Origin of the sequence: Archangium lansingense (genome assembly GCF_026626635.1) — a bacterium.
Taxonomy (GTDB): domain Bacteria; phylum Myxococcota; class Myxococcia; order Myxococcales; family Myxococcaceae; genus Archangium; species Archangium lansingense.
Window position 1 is genome coordinate 12596506 of sequence record NZ_JAPNKA010000001.1, and the last position, 17367, is coordinate 12613872.

General features: G+C 67.2%; 13 protein-coding genes. 6 read left to right on the forward strand and 7 right to left on the reverse strand.

Translation table 11 applies throughout. From position 1 onward, the window contains the following. Nucleotides 1-43: 43 nt before the first annotated feature. The gene (locus tag OV287_RS50585) at nt 44-871 is read right to left on the reverse strand and encodes a CheR family methyltransferase (RefSeq protein WP_267541285.1); all 828 of its coding nucleotides are present in this window, start codon (nt 869-871) and stop codon (nt 44-46) included. Nucleotides 872-1135: 264 nt separating this feature from the next. Here OV287_RS50585 and OV287_RS50590 point away from each other — a divergent pair, with 264 nt between their 5' ends. From OV287_RS50590 to OV287_RS50615, 6 genes are all read left to right on the forward strand, one after another. Then, entirely contained in the window at nt 1136-2521 is a 1386-nt protein-coding gene (locus tag OV287_RS50590; RefSeq protein WP_267541286.1) for a hypothetical protein, read from the forward strand. A gap of 213 nt (nt 2522-2734) precedes the next feature. Beyond that, on the forward strand, nt 2735-4432 hold the full coding sequence (locus OV287_RS50595; protein ID WP_267541287.1) for a DUF1592 domain-containing protein: 1698 nt from the start codon (nt 2735-2737) through the stop codon (nt 4430-4432). Further along, nucleotides 4429-5763: a DUF1552 domain-containing protein gene (locus OV287_RS50600; RefSeq protein WP_267541288.1), complete on the forward strand. Its 1335-nt coding sequence runs from the start codon at nt 4429-4431 to the stop codon at nt 5761-5763. Before OV287_RS50595 ends, OV287_RS50600 begins: the two co-directional genes overlap by 4 nt. A 111-nt stretch (nt 5764-5874) precedes the next feature. Then, entirely contained in the window at nt 5875-6852 is a 978-nt protein-coding gene (locus OV287_RS50605) for an esterase/lipase family protein (RefSeq protein ID WP_267541289.1), read from the forward strand. Continuing rightward, on the forward strand, nt 6852-7817 hold the full coding sequence (locus tag OV287_RS50610) for a thrombospondin type 3 repeat-containing protein (RefSeq protein WP_267541290.1): 966 nt from the start codon (nt 6852-6854) through the stop codon (nt 7815-7817). The genes OV287_RS50605 and OV287_RS50610 overlap by 1 nt, the downstream gene beginning before the upstream one ends. Nucleotides 7818-7889: 72 nt before the next feature. After that, nucleotides 7890-8633: a protein kinase gene (locus OV287_RS50615; RefSeq protein ID WP_267541291.1), complete on the forward strand. Its 744-nt coding sequence runs from the start codon at nt 7890-7892 to the stop codon at nt 8631-8633. Nucleotides 8634-8688: 55 nt separating this feature from the next. Here OV287_RS50615 and OV287_RS50620 read toward each other — a convergent pair whose 3' ends face one another. The 6 genes from OV287_RS50620 to OV287_RS50645 form a co-directional block, all read right to left on the reverse strand. Next, on the reverse strand, nt 8689-9366 hold the full coding sequence (locus OV287_RS50620) for an HNH endonuclease (protein ID WP_267541292.1): 678 nt from the start codon (nt 9364-9366) through the stop codon (nt 8689-8691). Continuing rightward, complete coding sequence (locus OV287_RS50625) at nt 9363-10706, reverse strand: AAA family ATPase (RefSeq protein ID WP_267541293.1); 1344 nt, start codon at nt 10704-10706, stop codon at nt 9363-9365. The genes OV287_RS50620 and OV287_RS50625 overlap by 4 nt, the downstream gene beginning before the upstream one ends. Before the next feature lie 245 nt (nt 10707-10951). After that, nucleotides 10952-11767: a class I SAM-dependent methyltransferase gene (locus OV287_RS50630; protein WP_267541294.1), complete on the reverse strand. Its 816-nt coding sequence runs from the start codon at nt 11765-11767 to the stop codon at nt 10952-10954. Nucleotides 11768-11788: 21 nt separating this feature from the next. After that, on the reverse strand, nt 11789-12184 hold the full coding sequence (locus OV287_RS50635) for a type II toxin-antitoxin system PemK/MazF family toxin (protein ID WP_267541295.1): 396 nt from the start codon (nt 12182-12184) through the stop codon (nt 11789-11791). 36 nt (nt 12185-12220) lie between these two features. Then, nucleotides 12221-13258, reverse strand: a complete 1038-nt coding sequence (locus OV287_RS50640) for a DUF6607 family protein (protein ID WP_267541296.1) — start codon at nt 13256-13258, stop codon at nt 12221-12223. 182 nt (nt 13259-13440) lie between these two features. Continuing rightward, the gene (locus tag OV287_RS50645; RefSeq protein ID WP_267541297.1) at nt 13441-17319 is read right to left on the reverse strand and encodes a G8 domain-containing protein; all 3879 of its coding nucleotides are present in this window, start codon (nt 17317-17319) and stop codon (nt 13441-13443) included. Nucleotides 17320-17367: the final 48 nt, after the last annotated feature.

A 17367-nucleotide genomic window follows, 5' to 3' on the forward strand; every position in this document is an offset into this window, starting at 1 on the left:
ATGCGATTAAAGGAATTGTTACATTCCATCAAGTCGAGGTGCGTCAATGCCGCGGGCCGGCCGGGTGGAACAGGGGCAGCGCCCCCGAGGCGCGGACGAGGCCCTGAGCATCCTCGGGGAGGGACTCGTGGGCGCCGATGGCGAGCACTCCCCCGGGCACCAGCCGCGCCAACAGCCGCGCCAGCACCTCGCGCTGTACGGGCCGCGCGAAGTAGGTGAAGGCCACGTTGCGGCAGAGCACCAGGTGGAAGGGGCCGCTGGGCATCTCCTGGCGCAGATCCTCGCAGCGGAAGTCGAGCCCCTCGCGGTACTCGGGCCGCAGGCACAGCTCCTCGCCCTGGGAGGAGAAGGCCTGGTCCACCCACCTGGAGGGCAGCTCTCGCAACGTGGCACGCCGGTAGCAACCGCGACGGGCCCGCTCCAGCAGCGAGGCATCCGCATCGGTGGCCACCAGCTCCAGGCGGAAGTCCGGGAAGCGCGGCTGCAGGCCCAGCCGGAAGAGCACGGCCACGGTGTAGGGCTCCTCTCCCGACGCACACCCCGCGCTCCACACCCGGAAGACGGACTCGCCCCGAGCGCGTGCAGCCTCCAATACTCGCGGCAGCAACGATTCGCCGAGCGCGTCGAACACGCCCTGGTCCCGGTAGAAGCGCGAGACGGTGACGCGGCACAGCGCATCCAGCACGGCCCGCTCGGCCGGGTCCGCCTCCAGCCGTGCGAGGTAGGCGGCCAACCCCGGCACGCCGAGCGCCTTCATCCTCCGGCCCACGCGCTTGCACACCTGCCCGCGCACACGGCGGAAACCCTCGTAGCGCAGGTCCAGGTGCGACGCGGCCCACCGCAGCAATTCCAGACACTCGGCATCCGTCACGCGGCACCTCCGCTCCGGGACTCCCGCCATTTCACCACCGGCGCTCCGGGCCCCCCACATTCCGCGGTCCAATGGAGCGAACAGGAGAGCAGGTTCTCCAGAAGCTGGAAGTGCCTCCGCGCCCTGAGCTGTTGAAGGCCCGACGGGCGCCATGCCCTTCCGGACAAGAGGCTCGAACCGGCGACCGTCTTCACTGTTGAGGTCTCGGCGGGCAACCCCCACTTCCGCCCGACGAGCGCCGGCAACTGCCGGCAGGAGGCAGTCATGCCCCGAGTCACAAAGCGAGCACACCTGCGGCCCGGTCTCTTGCTCGCAATGGTCGTGCTCGCAGGCTGTGGAGTCGGCGACGAACTGGTGTCCGAGGGAATTTCCCCCAAGGAGCGCTCGGCGGAGGACGAGTCCCGATACAACGACGCCAAAGGCGAGACCCGCTGGGTGAACACGGTGCGCAGCTCCGGAGACACCGACGCGCCGGTGGCCATCGCGCACGACTCCTGGGGCAACGTCCTCACCCTGAGCAATCACCGCACGCCCATCCACTTCGGTGGAGACCCCCTCGACACGCCCCCGGGAGCCTCCGTCCTGGCCGTCTCCAAGTACACGCCCCATGGCAGGCGGATGTGGGTTCGGCTCCTCGCAGTCCCCGCGAGCGCGGGCAGCCCCTATGTGCGAGGCCTGGCGCTCGCGGTCGAGAAACACGACACCGTGCTCCTCACGGGAGTGCAGAGCGGTGGGCTGGAGCTCAGTGGGCACGTGCTGGCGCCTGGGGCCTTCCTGGCGCGGCTGGATGAGGACGGGGAGACACTCTGGGCGCGCTCGCTGCCCACCACCGCCACGGAGCTGGCCGTCAACACGCGGGGCCACATCACCCTCGCGGGCAGCCTGACGGGCCGGGTGGACTTCGGCAACGGCCAGCCCGTCACCGGCGCCAACAACCCCTACCTCGTGCAGTACGACACCCGGGGCGCACTGCGCTGGGTCTTCGTCGACGCCTCACGCGGCGTGCCGATGGACCTCGCCCAGGATGATGCGGGAGACCTGTACCTGGCCGGCGGACGCTTCGTCCCGCCCTCGCCGCTCCTCACGCCCTTCCTCTCGAGGGTGTCCTCCGAGGGCACACTCCAGTGGACACGGCAGCTCGCGGGAGCCACGGGCGTGGCCATGAGCGTCGCGGCGCACGGGGGCCAGGTGGTGGTGTCTGGCTATTTCACGGGGACCTTCGTCTTCCGCGGACAGGAGCTCTCCGCTTCCAACAGCCGCGGCTTCGCGCTCGACTACGGCAGCGACGGAGAGGGACGCTGGGGCTTCCTGCTCGGCAGCACCTGGGGACTGGTGGAGATGGACCAGGGCTCGGGCGTGGTGGTGGCCGGCCGCTATACGGGAGGCGAGGACTTCGGACTGGGCCTCGGAGCCCTGGAGGGTTACCCGGGCGCAACCAACGTGTACGTGCTGCGGCTTCAGCGTCCCACGGGGAAGCTCCAATGGAGCCACACCTACCCATCCGCGCTGGCGCAGCCGGTGGACCTGTCCGTGTCACGCTGGGGAGAGAGCGCCCTCACCGGCACCTTCCGAGCCACGGTGGACTTTGGCACGGGCCCGCTGAGCCCGATGCCGGGCGCCAACACCTTCCTCTTGCAGTTGAAGCGCTGAGGTGAACGCGCGCGCCCCACTGTGACACGTGCGGCGGCCCACGCGAGGAACTCCGCTTCCCTGTCCTGCCATCCGCCTTCCCACGTGCCCAACGGCTTCCGGACACCGCTCCTCCCCACCAGAGGGGCCTACCGTGTAGAGGCCAACGGAACGAGTAATTGGTAGCGAAATTGCTCCGGACCGCCTCGTGCCCCCGTGAGGAGGAGGTCCGACGTGTACAAAGTGGTCTCACGCGGCTGGCGAAAGGCGCTGGCAGGCACGGCCTGTGCGCTCCTGCTCGCCAGCTGTAGCGGTAAGGAGCTGCCGCGAGCGACGGTCTTGCCTCCCCCCCCCACCCAGCCGGAACCCACCCAAGAAGAGCCCGGCAACCCGGCCTGTCAGGACCCGAGGGACCCCGGCCGCGTCACCCTGCACCGGCTCAACCGCGCCGAGTACGACAACACGGTGCGCGACCTCCTGGGAGACACCACACGCCCGGCGCGCGACTTTCCCGCCGACGACCACGGCTACGGCTTCGACAACAACGCGGACGTGCTCAGCCTGGGGCCGCTGCTGATGGAGAAGTACTCGGCCGCGGCGGAGAAGCTCGTCGAGGCCTCCTGGACGCGGGTGCGGACCTGCACGCCGGACCTGGCGGATCCGCTGCCCTGCGCACATCTCATCCTGGAGCGCTTCGCCCACCGCGCCTGGCGCCGCCCCATCACCCCGGCCGAGGTGGATCGACTCCTGGCCTTCCTCCCGCTCGCGCGCGCGCACGGTGACGGTTTCGACGCGGGCATGAAGCTGGCCCTGCGGGCGGTGCTCCTCTCGCCACACTTCCTCTACCGCGTGGAGCTGGATGCGGACCCGACTTCGACGACACCGCACCCGCTCAACGACCACGAGCTGGCCAGCCGCCTCTCCTATTTCCTGTGGAGCAGCATGCCGGACGAGGCGCTGATGGCGACGGCGGACGCGGGAACGCTGCGCACTCCCGAGGAGCTGGAGCGGCAAGTGCGCCGGATGCTCGCGGACCCGAAGGCCGAGGCGCTGGTGGACAACTTCGCCGGCCAGTGGCTCTACACACGGGCGCTCGACACCTTCCACCCGGACCCACTCCTCTACCCTTTCGACGACTCGCTGCGCGAGGCCATGCGCCAGGAGACGCGGCTCGTCTTCCGCGAGTTCCTCCTCGGCAATCACCCAGCGAGCAAACTATTGGACGCGGACTTCACCTACGTGAACGACCGGCTCGCCCAGCACTACGGCCTGCCCTCTCCGGGCACCAGCCAGATGACGCGGGTGGACCTCTCCGGACACCCGGAGCGCGCGGGCCTGTTTGGACAGGGCTCGATTCTCGCCGTCACCTCGCATCCGGACCGCACCTCGCCGGTGAAGCGCGGGCTATGGGTGCTCGAGCAACTCCTGTGCAAGGCACCGCCCCCGCCTCCGCCCAACGTGGAGGGCCTGCCACCGCCGGTGGACCCGACCATGGGCATCAAGCAGCGCATGGCCCAGCACAGCAGCGATCCAACCTGCTCCGGGTGCCACCAGATGATGGACCCCATCGGCTACGGGTTGGAGAACTTCAACGTGGTGGGCGCGTGGCGGCAGAAGGAGGAAGTCAGCGGCGCCCGAGTGGACCCGAGCGGCGAGCTGCCCGGAGGCCTCCACTTCAAAGACGGCGTGGAGCTGCGCACCCTGCTCCAGTCCGACCCAGCGCTGGACCGCTGCATTGCCCAGCACCTGCTGACATACGGACTGGGGCGCGGGCCGACGCAAGCGGATGCCTGCACGCTGGAGGACGTCACGAAGAAGGCCGGGGTAGGCGGGGGCCGGCTGTCGGACCTCATCCTCTCCCTCACCCGGAGCGAAGCCTTCACCCATCGCCGTGGTGAGGCGCCGAGCTCGGACGTGGAGGGCTCTCGATGAAGAACTTCAAGCTGTCACGACGGACGTTGCTCCGGGGCATGGGGGCGCTGATGGCGCTGCCAGTGCTGGAGCAGATGAAGCCCTCGGTGGCCTGGGCGGCGGAGCCTGGAGCCGTACCGCGCCGACTGGCCGTCTTCTACGTGCCCTGCGGCATCTACATGCCGAACTGGACGCCAAAGGGCACTGGGCGCTCTTGGACGCTCTCGCCCACGCTGCAACCCCTGGCGCCGGTGAAGGACGACCTGCTGGTGCTCTCCGGGTTGTCGCACGAGCCGGGACGACCGGACCGCTTCGGCCACCACGCCGCGGGCACGGGCGCCTTCCTCTCGTGCGTGAAGGTGAACTACACGGACGAGATGTCCGAGGTGCGCGCCGGCATCTCCATGGACCAGATCGCCGCCAAGGCCCTGCGCACCCAGACGCGCCTGCCCTCGCTGGAGCTGGGCAACGACGGAGGCGATGGGACGGGCTCGTGCGACGCCAACTTCAGCTGTGCCTATGCGCGCAACATCTCCTGGGCGGGGCCCACCAGCCCTCGAGCCAAGGAGACGAACCCGCAGGCGGTGTTCGACCGGCTCTTCGCGAGCTTCGACCCGGACGCAACGCGAGCACAGATAGAGCGGCGCAAGGCCTACGAGCAGAGCATCCTGGACTTCGTGAACGAGGACGCGCGGGCACTCAAGCAGCAGCTGGGGACGAGGGACCAGCGCAAGCTGGACGAGTACTTCACCAGCGTGCGCGAGCTGGAGCTGCGCGTCGCGGCGCTCGACCAGCAGGCGCCGACGTGCTCGAAGGGACCGAGGCCCGAGCGGACGCAGGACGTACGCGAGAAGACGAAGGTGATGTGCGACCTGATGGTGCTCGCCTTCCAGTGCGACCTGACCCGGGTGGCGACCTTCATGCTCGGCAACGGGCGCAGCGACCGGGTGTATGACTTTCTCGGGCTGACGAGCGGACACCACACGTACTCGCACCACCAGCACCATTCGGAGAACCACGCGGCGCTCGCGAAGATAGACCGCTGGGAGCTGGAGCAGTTCAGCTACCTGCTGCAGCGGATGAAGTCCGTGCAGGAGGGAGAGGCGACCCTGCTGGACAACTCGCTGGTGTACTTCGGCAGCGAGGTGGCGGACGGCAACTCGCACGGGCACTCGGACATGCCGGTGGTGCTCGCGGGGCGCGGCGGGGGCGCGGTGACACCGGGGAGGCATGTGCGCTACGGCGGGCGGCCCATCGCCAACCTGTTCATCTCCATGCTGGGCGCGGTGGGTGTGGACGTGGACCGCTTCGGCGATGACGGCACGGGACCCCTCTCTCAGCTGAAGGAGTGAGCGCTCAACCGCCCAGCCCGGTCTGTCCGATGCTGGCCGTTGCGGACGTACGGGCTGTTGCCCTCCGGGTGTGTCTGGCATTGGATTCTCCGAGCAGCAGGGGGAGACCATATGCCTCGCCGCCAGATGGTGGTGCCAGGAACGGGGGGAGTGCTCTACCAGACCGCCGCGGGAGCGCGGGCCGCGACCATTTTCGAGCTCCTCACCCGAGCCAACGCCGCGAAGACGCTCCGCTGTGAGTACGGGCCGGACCTGGAGGCGCTCGAGCCCCTCCGCAATCCGCTCACCGCCCGCGGGTACATGACGGTCGCCTACGAGCCCTTCGGCCACGCGTTCCCCAAGTGGGAGTTCTTCGACTACGACTGGCGGCTCGACATCCGCTACAGCGGCAAGCGCCTCGCCGAGCATCTCCAGGCCCAGGCCTCGCTGGGGGACCGCTGGAGGCTGGTGGCGCACTCGCAGGGAGGGCTCGTGGTCCTGGCGGCGGCCCGGCTCCTCGGCGCCAAGGAAATGGGCCGGCTCGTCCAGAGCGTGTGCTTCGTGGGCGTCCCGTTCTTCGGAACGGTGAACGCGCTGCTCGCGCTGTTGGAGGGAACCTTCTTCAACAAATCCATCCCGAAGGAGGTGGTGCGCACCTGGCCCGCCATCTACCAGATGCTGCCGCGCTGGAGCGTCACCCGGGAGAAACCGAACCGCCCGGAGCTGCTCGCCGAAGGCGCCTGGATGAAGGCCCGGCTCCTGCCCGCGCGCGATGCACCCGTGGACCTCGCGCAGCACATCGACAGGGGCATGCTCGCGCGGGCGCGCGCCCTGTACCAGGCCACCGAGACGGGCTACTTCGAGCCCCTGCGCGAGCTCGACTTCATCCGCATCATCCAGGGCAACAACATCGAGACCCCCTTCCGGCTCCCCCAGTTCCCGAGCACGCAGGAAGTCGTCCAGGTGAATGGAGACAGCCTCGTCCCGGACGAATTCACCCGCGACAACCTCCCCTCGTGGGTGCAGGACGAAGCCACCATCCGCCGCCTCCCCTCGGCGGAGCACTCGCTGCTCTGCAGTGACTCCAACGTCTTCGGGCTCTGCCTCTGATGCGCTCCACTCCGCTCATCCTGACCGCCGTCTTCCTGCTCGCGCTGTCTCCGGCCGCCGCCCAGCCGCCACAGGCCACCGGAGCCGCGCCCGCCACCAACAGCGAAGAGGTGCCCCTCGCCGACACCGACGAGGATGGCCTGCCGGACCCTGGCCAGCAGGACCCGGAGCCGCCCCCGTGCCGTACCGGCCAGACGGAGGGATGCGTCGACAACTGCGAGCTCGAGAAGAATCCCGGCCAGGAGGACAGCGACGGGGATGGAAGGGGGGACATCTGTGACCGCTGCCCGTCGGTGGCGGTACAGGACGGCCTGCACGCCGACACGGACGGCGATGGGGTCGGCGACGAGTGCGACAACTGCCGCCATCCCAATCCCCGGAACGAGAGCGGCGAGCAGGCTCCGTGTCCCGACGAGGAGCAGCCCTTCTCGAAGTGGGAGGATCCCAATCCGCTCGGACGGCGGTTGCAGTTCTTCATCCGCCCGCTGGCCCTGGCGTACCGATACCAGGGGAGCTGGGTCGGCTCGACGGGGCTCGGGCTGCATATGGGTGGCTCGATCGGCGAGTGGCGCTTCGATGACGAGGGCACGGCCTTGAAGGTGCCCTCCTGGTACTGGTCCGCCGGTGTGTACGGCGATTCGGTGAACCTCTTCGAGGCCGAGCACCTGGGTCCCTACGCGGCGCTCGATGTCCGGCCGATGGATTGGGAGGCCTACGCGCGTTCGTGGGCCAAGCACTTCAAGTTCGGCGTCGGGGCACACCTCCTCTGGTCCAAGCTCGTGGAGGGCCTCGAGCACCGCCCGCTTCACCTCGGCGTGGGGCCTCGGGTGGGCTTCCTCGACATCGTCTCGGTGATGCCCTTCGTCCAGTTCGACGTCGCCAACGAGCTGGGCTTCTCCTGGGGCGGGATGCTGGTGTTCGACTTCAAGGTCCTCCAGGACCTGGGCGTACCGCCGGCGAAGTAAGTCAGAAACACCCTACTTGAATGGTCATTCCTTGCGCCGCCGTGCTAGAAGACCGGCCGCGAGAGGACAACCATGAAGAAGGAAGAAGGCGCCTGGAACGGAGAGCCACTGGGGCCGTATCACGTCACGCTGCGCCACCGGGGTATCGGCGGCGGAGTGGGACGCCTGTACGAGGCACGCAACGACGAGAACGGCAACCCGGCCCTGGTGCTCATGCCGGGCCCGAAAGGCGAGCTGCGTCCCAAGCATGACTGGCAGGTGCGTGCCACCTCCAGCGTGTCACCTCCCTACCTCTCGCTCGAGGTAGAGAAATCACCCGGGGACGGACAGCTCCAAGAGCTCACGTGGATGCTCGCCCGGTGGTCAACGGCCCTGGAGACCATCGACGAGCGGCCCGCCGCGCAGGCCCACCTGACTGGAGGGGCGAAGGAACCACGCAAGCATCCTCGAGGCCATTTCCGTTGGCTCGGTGGAGGACTGACGGCGGCTGCGCTACTCGCGCTCGCGGTGTTGCTCTGGCCAAGGCCTATCGCGCCCCCTCCAATTGAAGACTCGCTGGAGGAAACCCTCAACCTCATCAACAAAAGCGAAGTATCGGGAGGACCAATCATGGGCATCCCCATGCCCGACAAGCCCGTGAAGGACCAGCAGAAGCCCCCGTGCGATGCAACGCGCGCCGAGAAGGAGATACGCGGCGGGTGCTGGCTTGAGCTGGCCGAAAAACCGCCGTGCTCCAAGGGAATGGCCGAGTACCAGGGCAGATGCTACGTCGCGGTCAGAGCCGCGCCTCCTGTACCGACCTCCATCAACCCCTGAAGCGGCTCCGCGCAGAGACGAGAGGGCTCGCGCGCCGGTTCGTACTCCGAAGCGGTCAGCTCTTCAGTGGGATGGACGCGAACGAAAATCCGTTCAAGAGAGCATTCCGAAGCAGCTGCGCGAATGCGGAATATTCACGAGTCGAAGCTGCGGCCTCGTCGAGCAGTTGCCGCGCTTCCGGTTCGGTCGCGGCCTTCTGGGCGATGAACCACAAACGTTTGACGTGCGTCGACCGATACGTGCGCAGGTCCTGGCGATTGAGCCCGAGCAATCTCTCCGTGGTATCTCCCCGCGGCGTCTTTCCACGCACGCTGGCGAGCTTCGCCACCGGGTCGTACTCGAAGGAGAGGTGCGGCGCCGGATCCTCGGCACAGGGGTTGATGAGAGGGCCTCCCTGGGCCTTGAGCGGGAACTCGTCTCCCTTGTACTCGCTTCCGTTGCACACGCCACAGGCCAGGACGAGGTTCGACCAGGTGAAGACCCGCCTCGGGTACTTCGCCTTCGGCCGGTAGTGCTCGATGTGCCCGTAGTCGACGTGCCGGATGAAGCTCTCGCAGTAGGCGCACTTGCCGTGGAAGAGCGCGACGAGTGCGTCCTTCACCTCCTTGTGCCGGTAGCGTTCGAGGACCCGCTTGCGCGCCTTCGGTGTCCTCGCCCGCTGGAGGTCCCTCAACCACCGCGCTCGATTCCGGGTCAGGACGTCCGGTGCACGTCCACGCTTCACCCGGATCATCCCCGCCCCTCCCGCCGGAGCGTCTTCTCGATGTAGTCGTCCAGCTTCGCATCGAGCGAGCCGGGCTCGGGTGGGCCCCCGAGGGGCCTGGCCTGCTGCATGAACTCACGCAGCTGCACGAATTCCTTCTCCTCAGCCGGGCTGCGCTTCCTCTTACGAGCGAGGATGTCGTACCGATCGATGGCCTCCTGGGTGGGAGGCGAATAGGGCGACACCTGTCCGAAGGCCTCACTCTGGAGGATGCGGTCCACGCTGAGGGCCACGGGGGTCTCGACTCTCTCGACCTTCGTCACCCCCTTCTCGAGCGTCAGCCGCAAGGTGAGTGCATCATCTCCCGCACCCGCGGCGACGAGGGGGCTATGTGTCGCGACGAAGAACTGGAGATTCGGAAACTGTTCGCGCAACCAGCCCGCGATGTGCCGCTGCCAGCGAGGATGCAAGTGGATGTCCAGCTCGTCGATGAGCACCACACCTTCCTCGTGAAGGGGGTTGGCTCTCTGGGGGAAGGCCTGCATGAGCCGCCAGGCCAGATCGCCGGTGAGCGCGAGGACACTCCGGTAGCCGTCGCTCATCGCGAGGGTGGGCACCTTCCGGCCCCCCATGTCGAAGAGAATTCTTCCCTGGCTGGTCACACTGTCGAAACGAGCACCACCCGGGAGCATCCGATTGATGACCTCGATGCCCAAAGTGCGCTGGCGCTCGGCTGTCTTGGAATGAGCACCACCTTTGGCGATGACGTAGTCGAGGTAGACCATCCACCGCTCGAACGTCGCCAGAGGCTCATCCTCGTTGAACTGGGTGAGGAAGTTCGTATAGCGCGCCTGCGGCTCTAGGGCCGGAACGATGACCTGATGGGAGCGTGTCAGCCGACGAAAGGCACCATATCCGGCTGCGAACCACCCAGCGCCCCTGGAGGCAAAGACGTTCTCGCGAAGCCAGGACAACTGCGACCCTGACACTGCTGGCGAGCTCACGAGCGTAGGCTCGGTATAGACCTGCTTCCCCACAGTGACCCGGTTCCTACCCGTCACGCCCAGGTTGTACTTGAATAACTTGCTCTTCGTCCTCCCCGGGTCGTTCCTCCCTCGGCGAAAGCGTATGTGCATGACACCAGGTTCAGACTCATTCCGGAGCAATCCCACCGGGCGAGGAAGCAGGGTCTGCGCGCCCTCGGGCCCCGCCAGCAGAAGACCGAGCGTCTGAAGCACGGTGCTCTTGCCACCACCATTCTCACCGAGCAGGGTGACCCATTTGTACGGACGGCCTCTGGCACGCTCGAAGATGAATGTCTCTTCCTCGAAGCTGCGGATGTTTCTGATGCCCAGGCCCTCGATCCACATGGCGTTTCGACCCCAGCAACTGCGGTGTTCCGGCGTGCGCTCTCTGAGCGCGCGACCTTATCTCACGGGGCTGGAGCGAAGACACGTTGTCGCACACCCTGCCCAACGAACTGACTGCCGTGAGGCCGTGATGCACCTGCGCAGGCGATTCGTAGCCCGGGCAGCGCGCCCCCCGTGCATCCCAAGGAGCGATACCCGTGCTCCACCTCGTGCGGCGCTGGTGCTTCGCCCGCGCGAGGGCCGAGTCACCTCCGCATGCCGACCGTGAGGTACGCGTTGAACGCGCAAACCTGTGGGCCGCTGCCCAGCTCCGCGGACACCCGCTCCACCAGGGCCCGCGCGACGTCGTTCCACTTCTGACCGAGCGCCCTCCGCGCAAGCACGATGGGTGCGCTCGACCGGATCATCGCGTCGACCAGCGCGGCCGTCGACGCGTACTCGACGCGGGCCGCCACCTCGTGTACGGCGACGTCGACGAAGCCGGCCCCGGACATCTCCCGTTGGCAGGTCTCCGGCTCCGACAGCGGCATCATGCCGTCGCGCGGAGCCCCACCGCCCCCGCTCATGAGCTCGGCGAAGCTCTTGTAGACCACGTTCATCACCGGCGAGCGCTCGAGCGGGACCCAGCTCGACACGACAGCACGACCGCCGGGCACGAGTACCCGGTGGAGCTCGCGGAAGCCGCGCGGGCGGTCCGGGAAGAACATCAACCCGAACATCGAGAATGCCGCGTCGAAGGCACGGTCCGGCAGCGCCAACGCCATGCCATCCCCAACGAGCGACTCGATCTCGAGCCCCTCGGCCGCAGCGCGCTCGCGCAGGGCCGCGATCATCCGGGGGGCGAAGTCCACCGCCGTCACCCGCGCACCGCCCCGCGCCGCGAGGAGCGCGAGTGTGCCGGGCCCCGCTGCCACGTCCACCACACGCGAGCCCCGCCCGACGGCCGCCCGGGAAAGAGCATCACGAGAGAAGGTCTCGAACACGGGCATCAACTCGCGCACGTACTCGGGCGCGACGAGGTCCCAGGGCTCGGGAACGGCGAGAGGCGATGCGATCGACACGTGGGTTCCTCCAGAATAAGGCTACCGATCGAAAAACGACACCTGCTGGAATCGCAGGCCCGCCAGAATCTGCTCCACTCGCGCGTTGGACAACGACCCGATGCGTTCACCCAGGCGGGCCTTGTCAACCGAAGAGATCTGCGACACGACCACCACGCTCTGCTTGGGAAGGTTCCCCTCCCCCACCTCGAGCAGGACGTTCCCCGGCTCGGTCGCCCGGTGCAGGTTCGACGTCACTGCGCACACAATCACGGTCGTGATGCGCGAGTGGTTGAAGACGTCGTCCTGAACCACGACGTGGGGATGGGAGTAGGCCGGGGCAGGCCCTCGCGAGTCATCTGGGGCGATCCAGAACAGGTCACCGCGGTTGATCCTCACTGGAGGAGAGCCCGTGGGTTCTCCTGAACTCGTCGTCATGGTGCGCTCGCGAAATGGGCCCGAAGGATACCCCGGTCAGGGAGCCCGGACCGAATCAGCGGGGCGGTAGGTCTGGATGATCTCCAGAATCCGCTTCTTGGCCTCGGCCTTCCCGGCCGGATCCGCCAACCGGGGCAGCACCTCGTCCTCCAGCTCCATCAACTTCATGAAACGCGGAGGGGCTTCGGGCGGGGTGACCTCCGTGAAGCCATCCACCTGCTCGAACAGCTCCGCCCACGTCTCTTGCAGGAGCCGCCAGTAGGCCTGGCGCTGCTTCACGAAGTCCACCGCCTGCTGACACTCCTTCTCCGGCAGCCGCAGGTACCAGTTGCGACCTACTTCCTCCGCCAGCGACTTGCGCTCGTCTCCTGTCACCACCGTCTTGACGTTCTTCTGCCGCTCCACGAAGTGCTCAGGGAAAGAGACCAGGTGGGTGCTACGCACCAGCGCCTGGTAGTCCGAGCGCTTCATGTCCCGCGTCTCCCGTCCCGGGATGGGAGCGAAGTTGTCGCCGCAGTCCCACTCCAACCGCTGTCCGTGCGCCACCCAGGCGCCCACGCACTGGTAGCGCAGCCCATCGTCCAGGTTGGTCACCCGCCGCGCCCACTGTCCCTGGGGCTTCTCGACCCGCACCTTCTTCCAACGGGACTGCCCCTGGTATTCGAAGTAGGAGGCCGGGGCGTACTCCCAGTCCTCCGCCTGGTGGCGCAGCAGGGAGTCCTCATTGAACTTGCCCTGCTCATCCAGGGCGAAGAGCACGTGTTGCAGACGGATCTTCTTCCCCTCCTCCACCGGGTAGATCCACTCCAGCACTGACTTCTTCTGGTTGACGTCGTAGACCCGCTCGTCGCGCGAGTACCCCTGCGCCAGCGACTTCGTCTCGTGGAAGTTGTAGTCCACCAGGAAGCAGCCCTCCATCCGCGCCAGGGCCTCCCGCCCCCGCGCGAAGTCCGCGTCCCCCGCCAGCTCCGGCGGCGCCTTCCAACCCGCGGACCCCCTCGTCGCACAACCCCACGTCCCCATGGCCAGCACACCCGCAAGGCCCCATGTCGCAAATTTGAGAATGATTTGCATTCGCAGGTTCTTCACATGCCGGGGCCCCCTCCGTCAAGCCGAGGGGGCCGCGGACCGCGCCACGCCCAGATGGACTGCCGCCCGCTGAACGGTGGTCCTCTGGCCACCGTTGGCCATTCACCGTGGAGGAGAACCCGTGGGTTCTCCCGGGTGCGTCACGCGAGGAGGTACAGCCAGGGTGGCTACATCCCCGGCCCGCGAATCCAGTCGATGTCGAACTGGATTCCCACCCCCGACACGGGGTCGAGGCGGAGCTCGGTGATGGTACCAACCCAATCGACCTGGCCCGCCATGTCGAAGGTGAGCGTCTGGTAGCCACCGTTGCCGGTATAGGTCGCGCTGGCCACTCGCGTGCCTGAGAAACCAGGCTGGGTGCCGGTGGCGAAGAAGATCTGCACCCCAGTGTTCTGAGAGGCACGCATACGGATCTGGAGCTGCGGCACGCGGCCGGCGCTGAAGTTGTAGGCGCTGTTCACCAGCTGCGCATCGCCGTTGCCGGAGGAGGTGCCGGTCAGCACGCCGCCAGACACGGCTTGTCCGGTGATGTTGCCGGACACCGCCCAACCCTCGAATCCACCGGGCGTGGCGAACTCCGCTCCAAGGTCGGCGGCGTCGAAGGGATGCCGCGACGAGCTGACCTCTGCGGAGTCCGGCAGCTGATCTCCGTCCGTGTCGAGCGGTGGCACCGCGAAGTTCGTGCTCCAGGTGATGGTGAAGGACTGGTTCCTTCCGGTGGCAACCGCCTTGATGGAGAGGTCGCCGCCCGGCTGCACGTAGTAGCCCGAGGTGGCGGAGGCGCGCAGACTGGCGAGGGAGGAGTGAGCGGAGAAGCTGCTCTGGCTCGAGGAGAGCGAAACGCCCCCCAGCTTCCCGAAGTCCTTGAAGTGGGCGAGGTAGTTGTCGCCCGCGAAGGCGTCCTCCATGTTCATCGACACCACCTTCACCGCGGGGAGGGACTCGTAGGTATAGGTGTATTCAAAGCCTTCGTTGACGAGGAACGGGAGCTGGTGCCACTCGTGGTAGCCGTCGACGTCGATGTAGAAGACGCTGGCGGGGGCGGTTCCCGCCTTCTCGCGCGTGCAGGTGAGGTTGGGCGTCTGCTCGAACGGCACGCTGTAGGTGAGCCGCGACAGGACGAACCGGTGGTCGCTCCGGTACGTGCGCTCCCAGTTCGGCGGGCGGTACTCGTCGCCGACCCGCAGGAACGGGTGATTGGACACGATGGAGGTGTTGGCCTTGCCGCTGATGCCGCCGGTGACGTCACGGAGCACGATGGACCAGTAGCGCGGGTGCCCGGGGTGGTTGGCGTGAGTGCCCAGAACAGGGCGGATATCGAAGTCCTCCAGGCTCGTGCGCGGAGGGCTGGCGGGAGACATCGTGTTCCCAGTGAACATGTGATTGGGGTGCTTGATGGCCGCGCCCGTGTTGAGCAGGAAGTTGGCGTTGGCGGCGTCCCACCCGATGAAGTGGGAGTCCCGAACCTGGCCCGCGCCGTCATACACGCGGTAGGCGTAGCGGGTGCCGCTGGCGAGGTTCTCGCCGGAGTTGGCCACGAACACGCTCTGGTCGACGATGCTGTAGCTGGCCATCATGGTACCGACCGTGTTCTCGACCAGGACGTTGTTGCGGAAGATGAGGTTGTCGGACGGACCGCCGGCACCAATCCCCGTGTAGAGGGCCATATCGTTCGCGTACCACGTGCTGTTCTCGATGAGGTGGGTAGCCGTGTCCGACCAGCCCGCGTTCGGGAGGATCGAGTGGTTGGCATCCAGCCCGTCGAAGACGTCGAACCCGGTCATGGTGCTGTGAGCGCTGTTCCCCTTGAACGAGATCATCGGAAGCGTGTTGGGTCGCATCGACGAGAAGCGCGGGTCGGTCGCGGACAATCCCATCGGACGGTCAGGGAGCGCGAACCAGAAGCCGGTTCCCTCGGTGCCCGCCGCGACGTTGTCCTCGAACGTGTTCTGGGGGTTGGTAATCCAGTAGCTGGCAGGGCTGCGGTTCTGGACCTGGTTGAACTGGTTGTCGGACGGCGTGAGCTCCTCGCCCGGCGCGGGGCGCTTGGTGAGCAGGGTCACGTTCTTCTTGATGACGTTGAAGCGCTCGCTGCCGTCCTCCAGGAACACGCCATGCCCGATGTGGTCAAAGAAGAAGTTGTTCTCGACCCGCGTGCTCTCGGTGCCGTGGATGGTGATGGCCCGGTTGTAGGAGCGGTGAATGCTGGAGTTCCTGAAGTACTGGCCCGAACCCGCGCTGCCCAGCATGTGCCAGTGGAAGGGGTAGCGCCCAAGGCGCGCCTTCTGGCCCATGTTGAAGAGCTCGACGCCGCTGACGTACGCGGCCGAGTTGTCCATGATCATCACGTGTCCGCCGAACCCACCGGAGGACGCGGACGCCGCATCGCCCTGCACCAGGATGTTGTGCGTGAGCAGCCCCACCTGGGCGCGCAGATCCGCGGTCCAAGTGCGCGAGCCGTCGGTGTAGCTCTTCACCACGCCGGTGTGCGAGTACGCGAGCGGGCTGTCCAGCGTGAGGGTCGTGTTTCCCGAGAGGACAGACGTGAGGGTCCGCTGCTCGGCCTCGTTCCAGTTCAGGTGGCTGGAGACGATCACGATCTTGTCGCCCGACCGCCAGTCCACGGGCTCCTTGAGGACCATGGTGGAGCTCCCCGCGCTCACGTTCGCGCCGAGCTGCGTCCAGCTCACGCGCTCCAGGCCATGGAGGTGGATGACGCCGGTGCCCATCGCGCCGATGAACTTGTTGCCCATCCCCATGATGTCGGGATCGGCCGGCGTGGCGTTGAGGGTGAAGGAAGCAGAGCCCGGATAGGGCGTGAGCTCCTGTCCCACCTCGAGCCGGGAGCCACTCCCCATCACCATCACGTACCTGGTGGTGACGGCCACGTTCCGGTTCTGCACGCCGAGCAGCTCGCCGCTCACGGTGATGCTCTTCGGAGCGAGGGTCCCCTGCAGACAGACGGCGCTACCGGCGCTCACGGTGGCGTCGTCGTTCGCACCGGGTACCGCGCCGCCCCAGACGTACGGGTCCTGCCAGTCGTGGAGCATCTCCATCCGGAGGTCATCCACCAGCCCCGTGTAGTCTCCGGGCACTGGGTCCACGCCCGTCAGGCTCAGCGTGCTGGCGCCCGCGTTCAGGTAGATCGCGGTCGAGCTCTGCTCGAGGTACTGGGTGCTGGCGAGGCGGAACTCGCCAACCTGGGTGCCACCGATGCTGATGCGGACGTTCTTGGCCGGCGGCTGGATTGGGTTGTTGGCGCGAAGGGCGGCCTTGAAGCGGAACCGGTAGTAGCCGCCGCGAGGGAGAGTAACGGTGGTGGAGGCGGTGGAGGTGCCCTGGAGGACAAGCACCTGGCTGCCCTCCGGCGCGGCGGGATTGGAGGCAGTGAATCCGCTGGCGTTGCGGCTGAGACCACTGAGCCCGTTGAAGGTCCACGGACCGCCCGCCGGGGCATAGGCATACCCGGGAGAGGTGGGGAGGACCGGAGACTCGAAGCCACTGATTCCGATATCCCTGACGCGCACAGCCCCGAAGTCGTCCACGAGGGCGGTGTTGTCGCCGCCCTGGGGGTTGAGCCCGCGCAGCTCGATGGAGTGGGAGCCGGAGGACAGCAACACCGCGCCCGAGCTGAAGCGCTGGTAGGCGGTTCCGGCGGGGGTGAACCCCTGGACGGCCTGCCCGTCGATCCGGAGCTCGACGCGCTGGGTGTTGGTGGGGTTTCCGCGCTGCGCCGCGGAGAAGCTGAAGATGTAGTAGCCCGCCGCGAAGTTGAGGGTCCGTGAAGCGGAACCCGCTCCCTGGAGGAAGAGCACCTGAGCGCCTTCTGGAGCGTTCGGGTTGCTCGAGGTGAACGCGGTGGCGTTCCTGGTGAGGCCCGCACCATCGACGAGCGTCCATCCAGTTCCGGAGGGGGCGTACTGGTACCCGGGCGAGGCCGGGAGAGCGGGCGTCTCGAACGTCCCGTTGGGAACGGCGAAGGCGCTGGATGAGGCGGAGCTCAAGCTAGCGGCAGTAGCCCTGTCCGCGAACGACAGGGCGGCCATGGAAAACAGGAGCATCCACTTAGGCGGAGAAATCTGCATGAGCTGGTT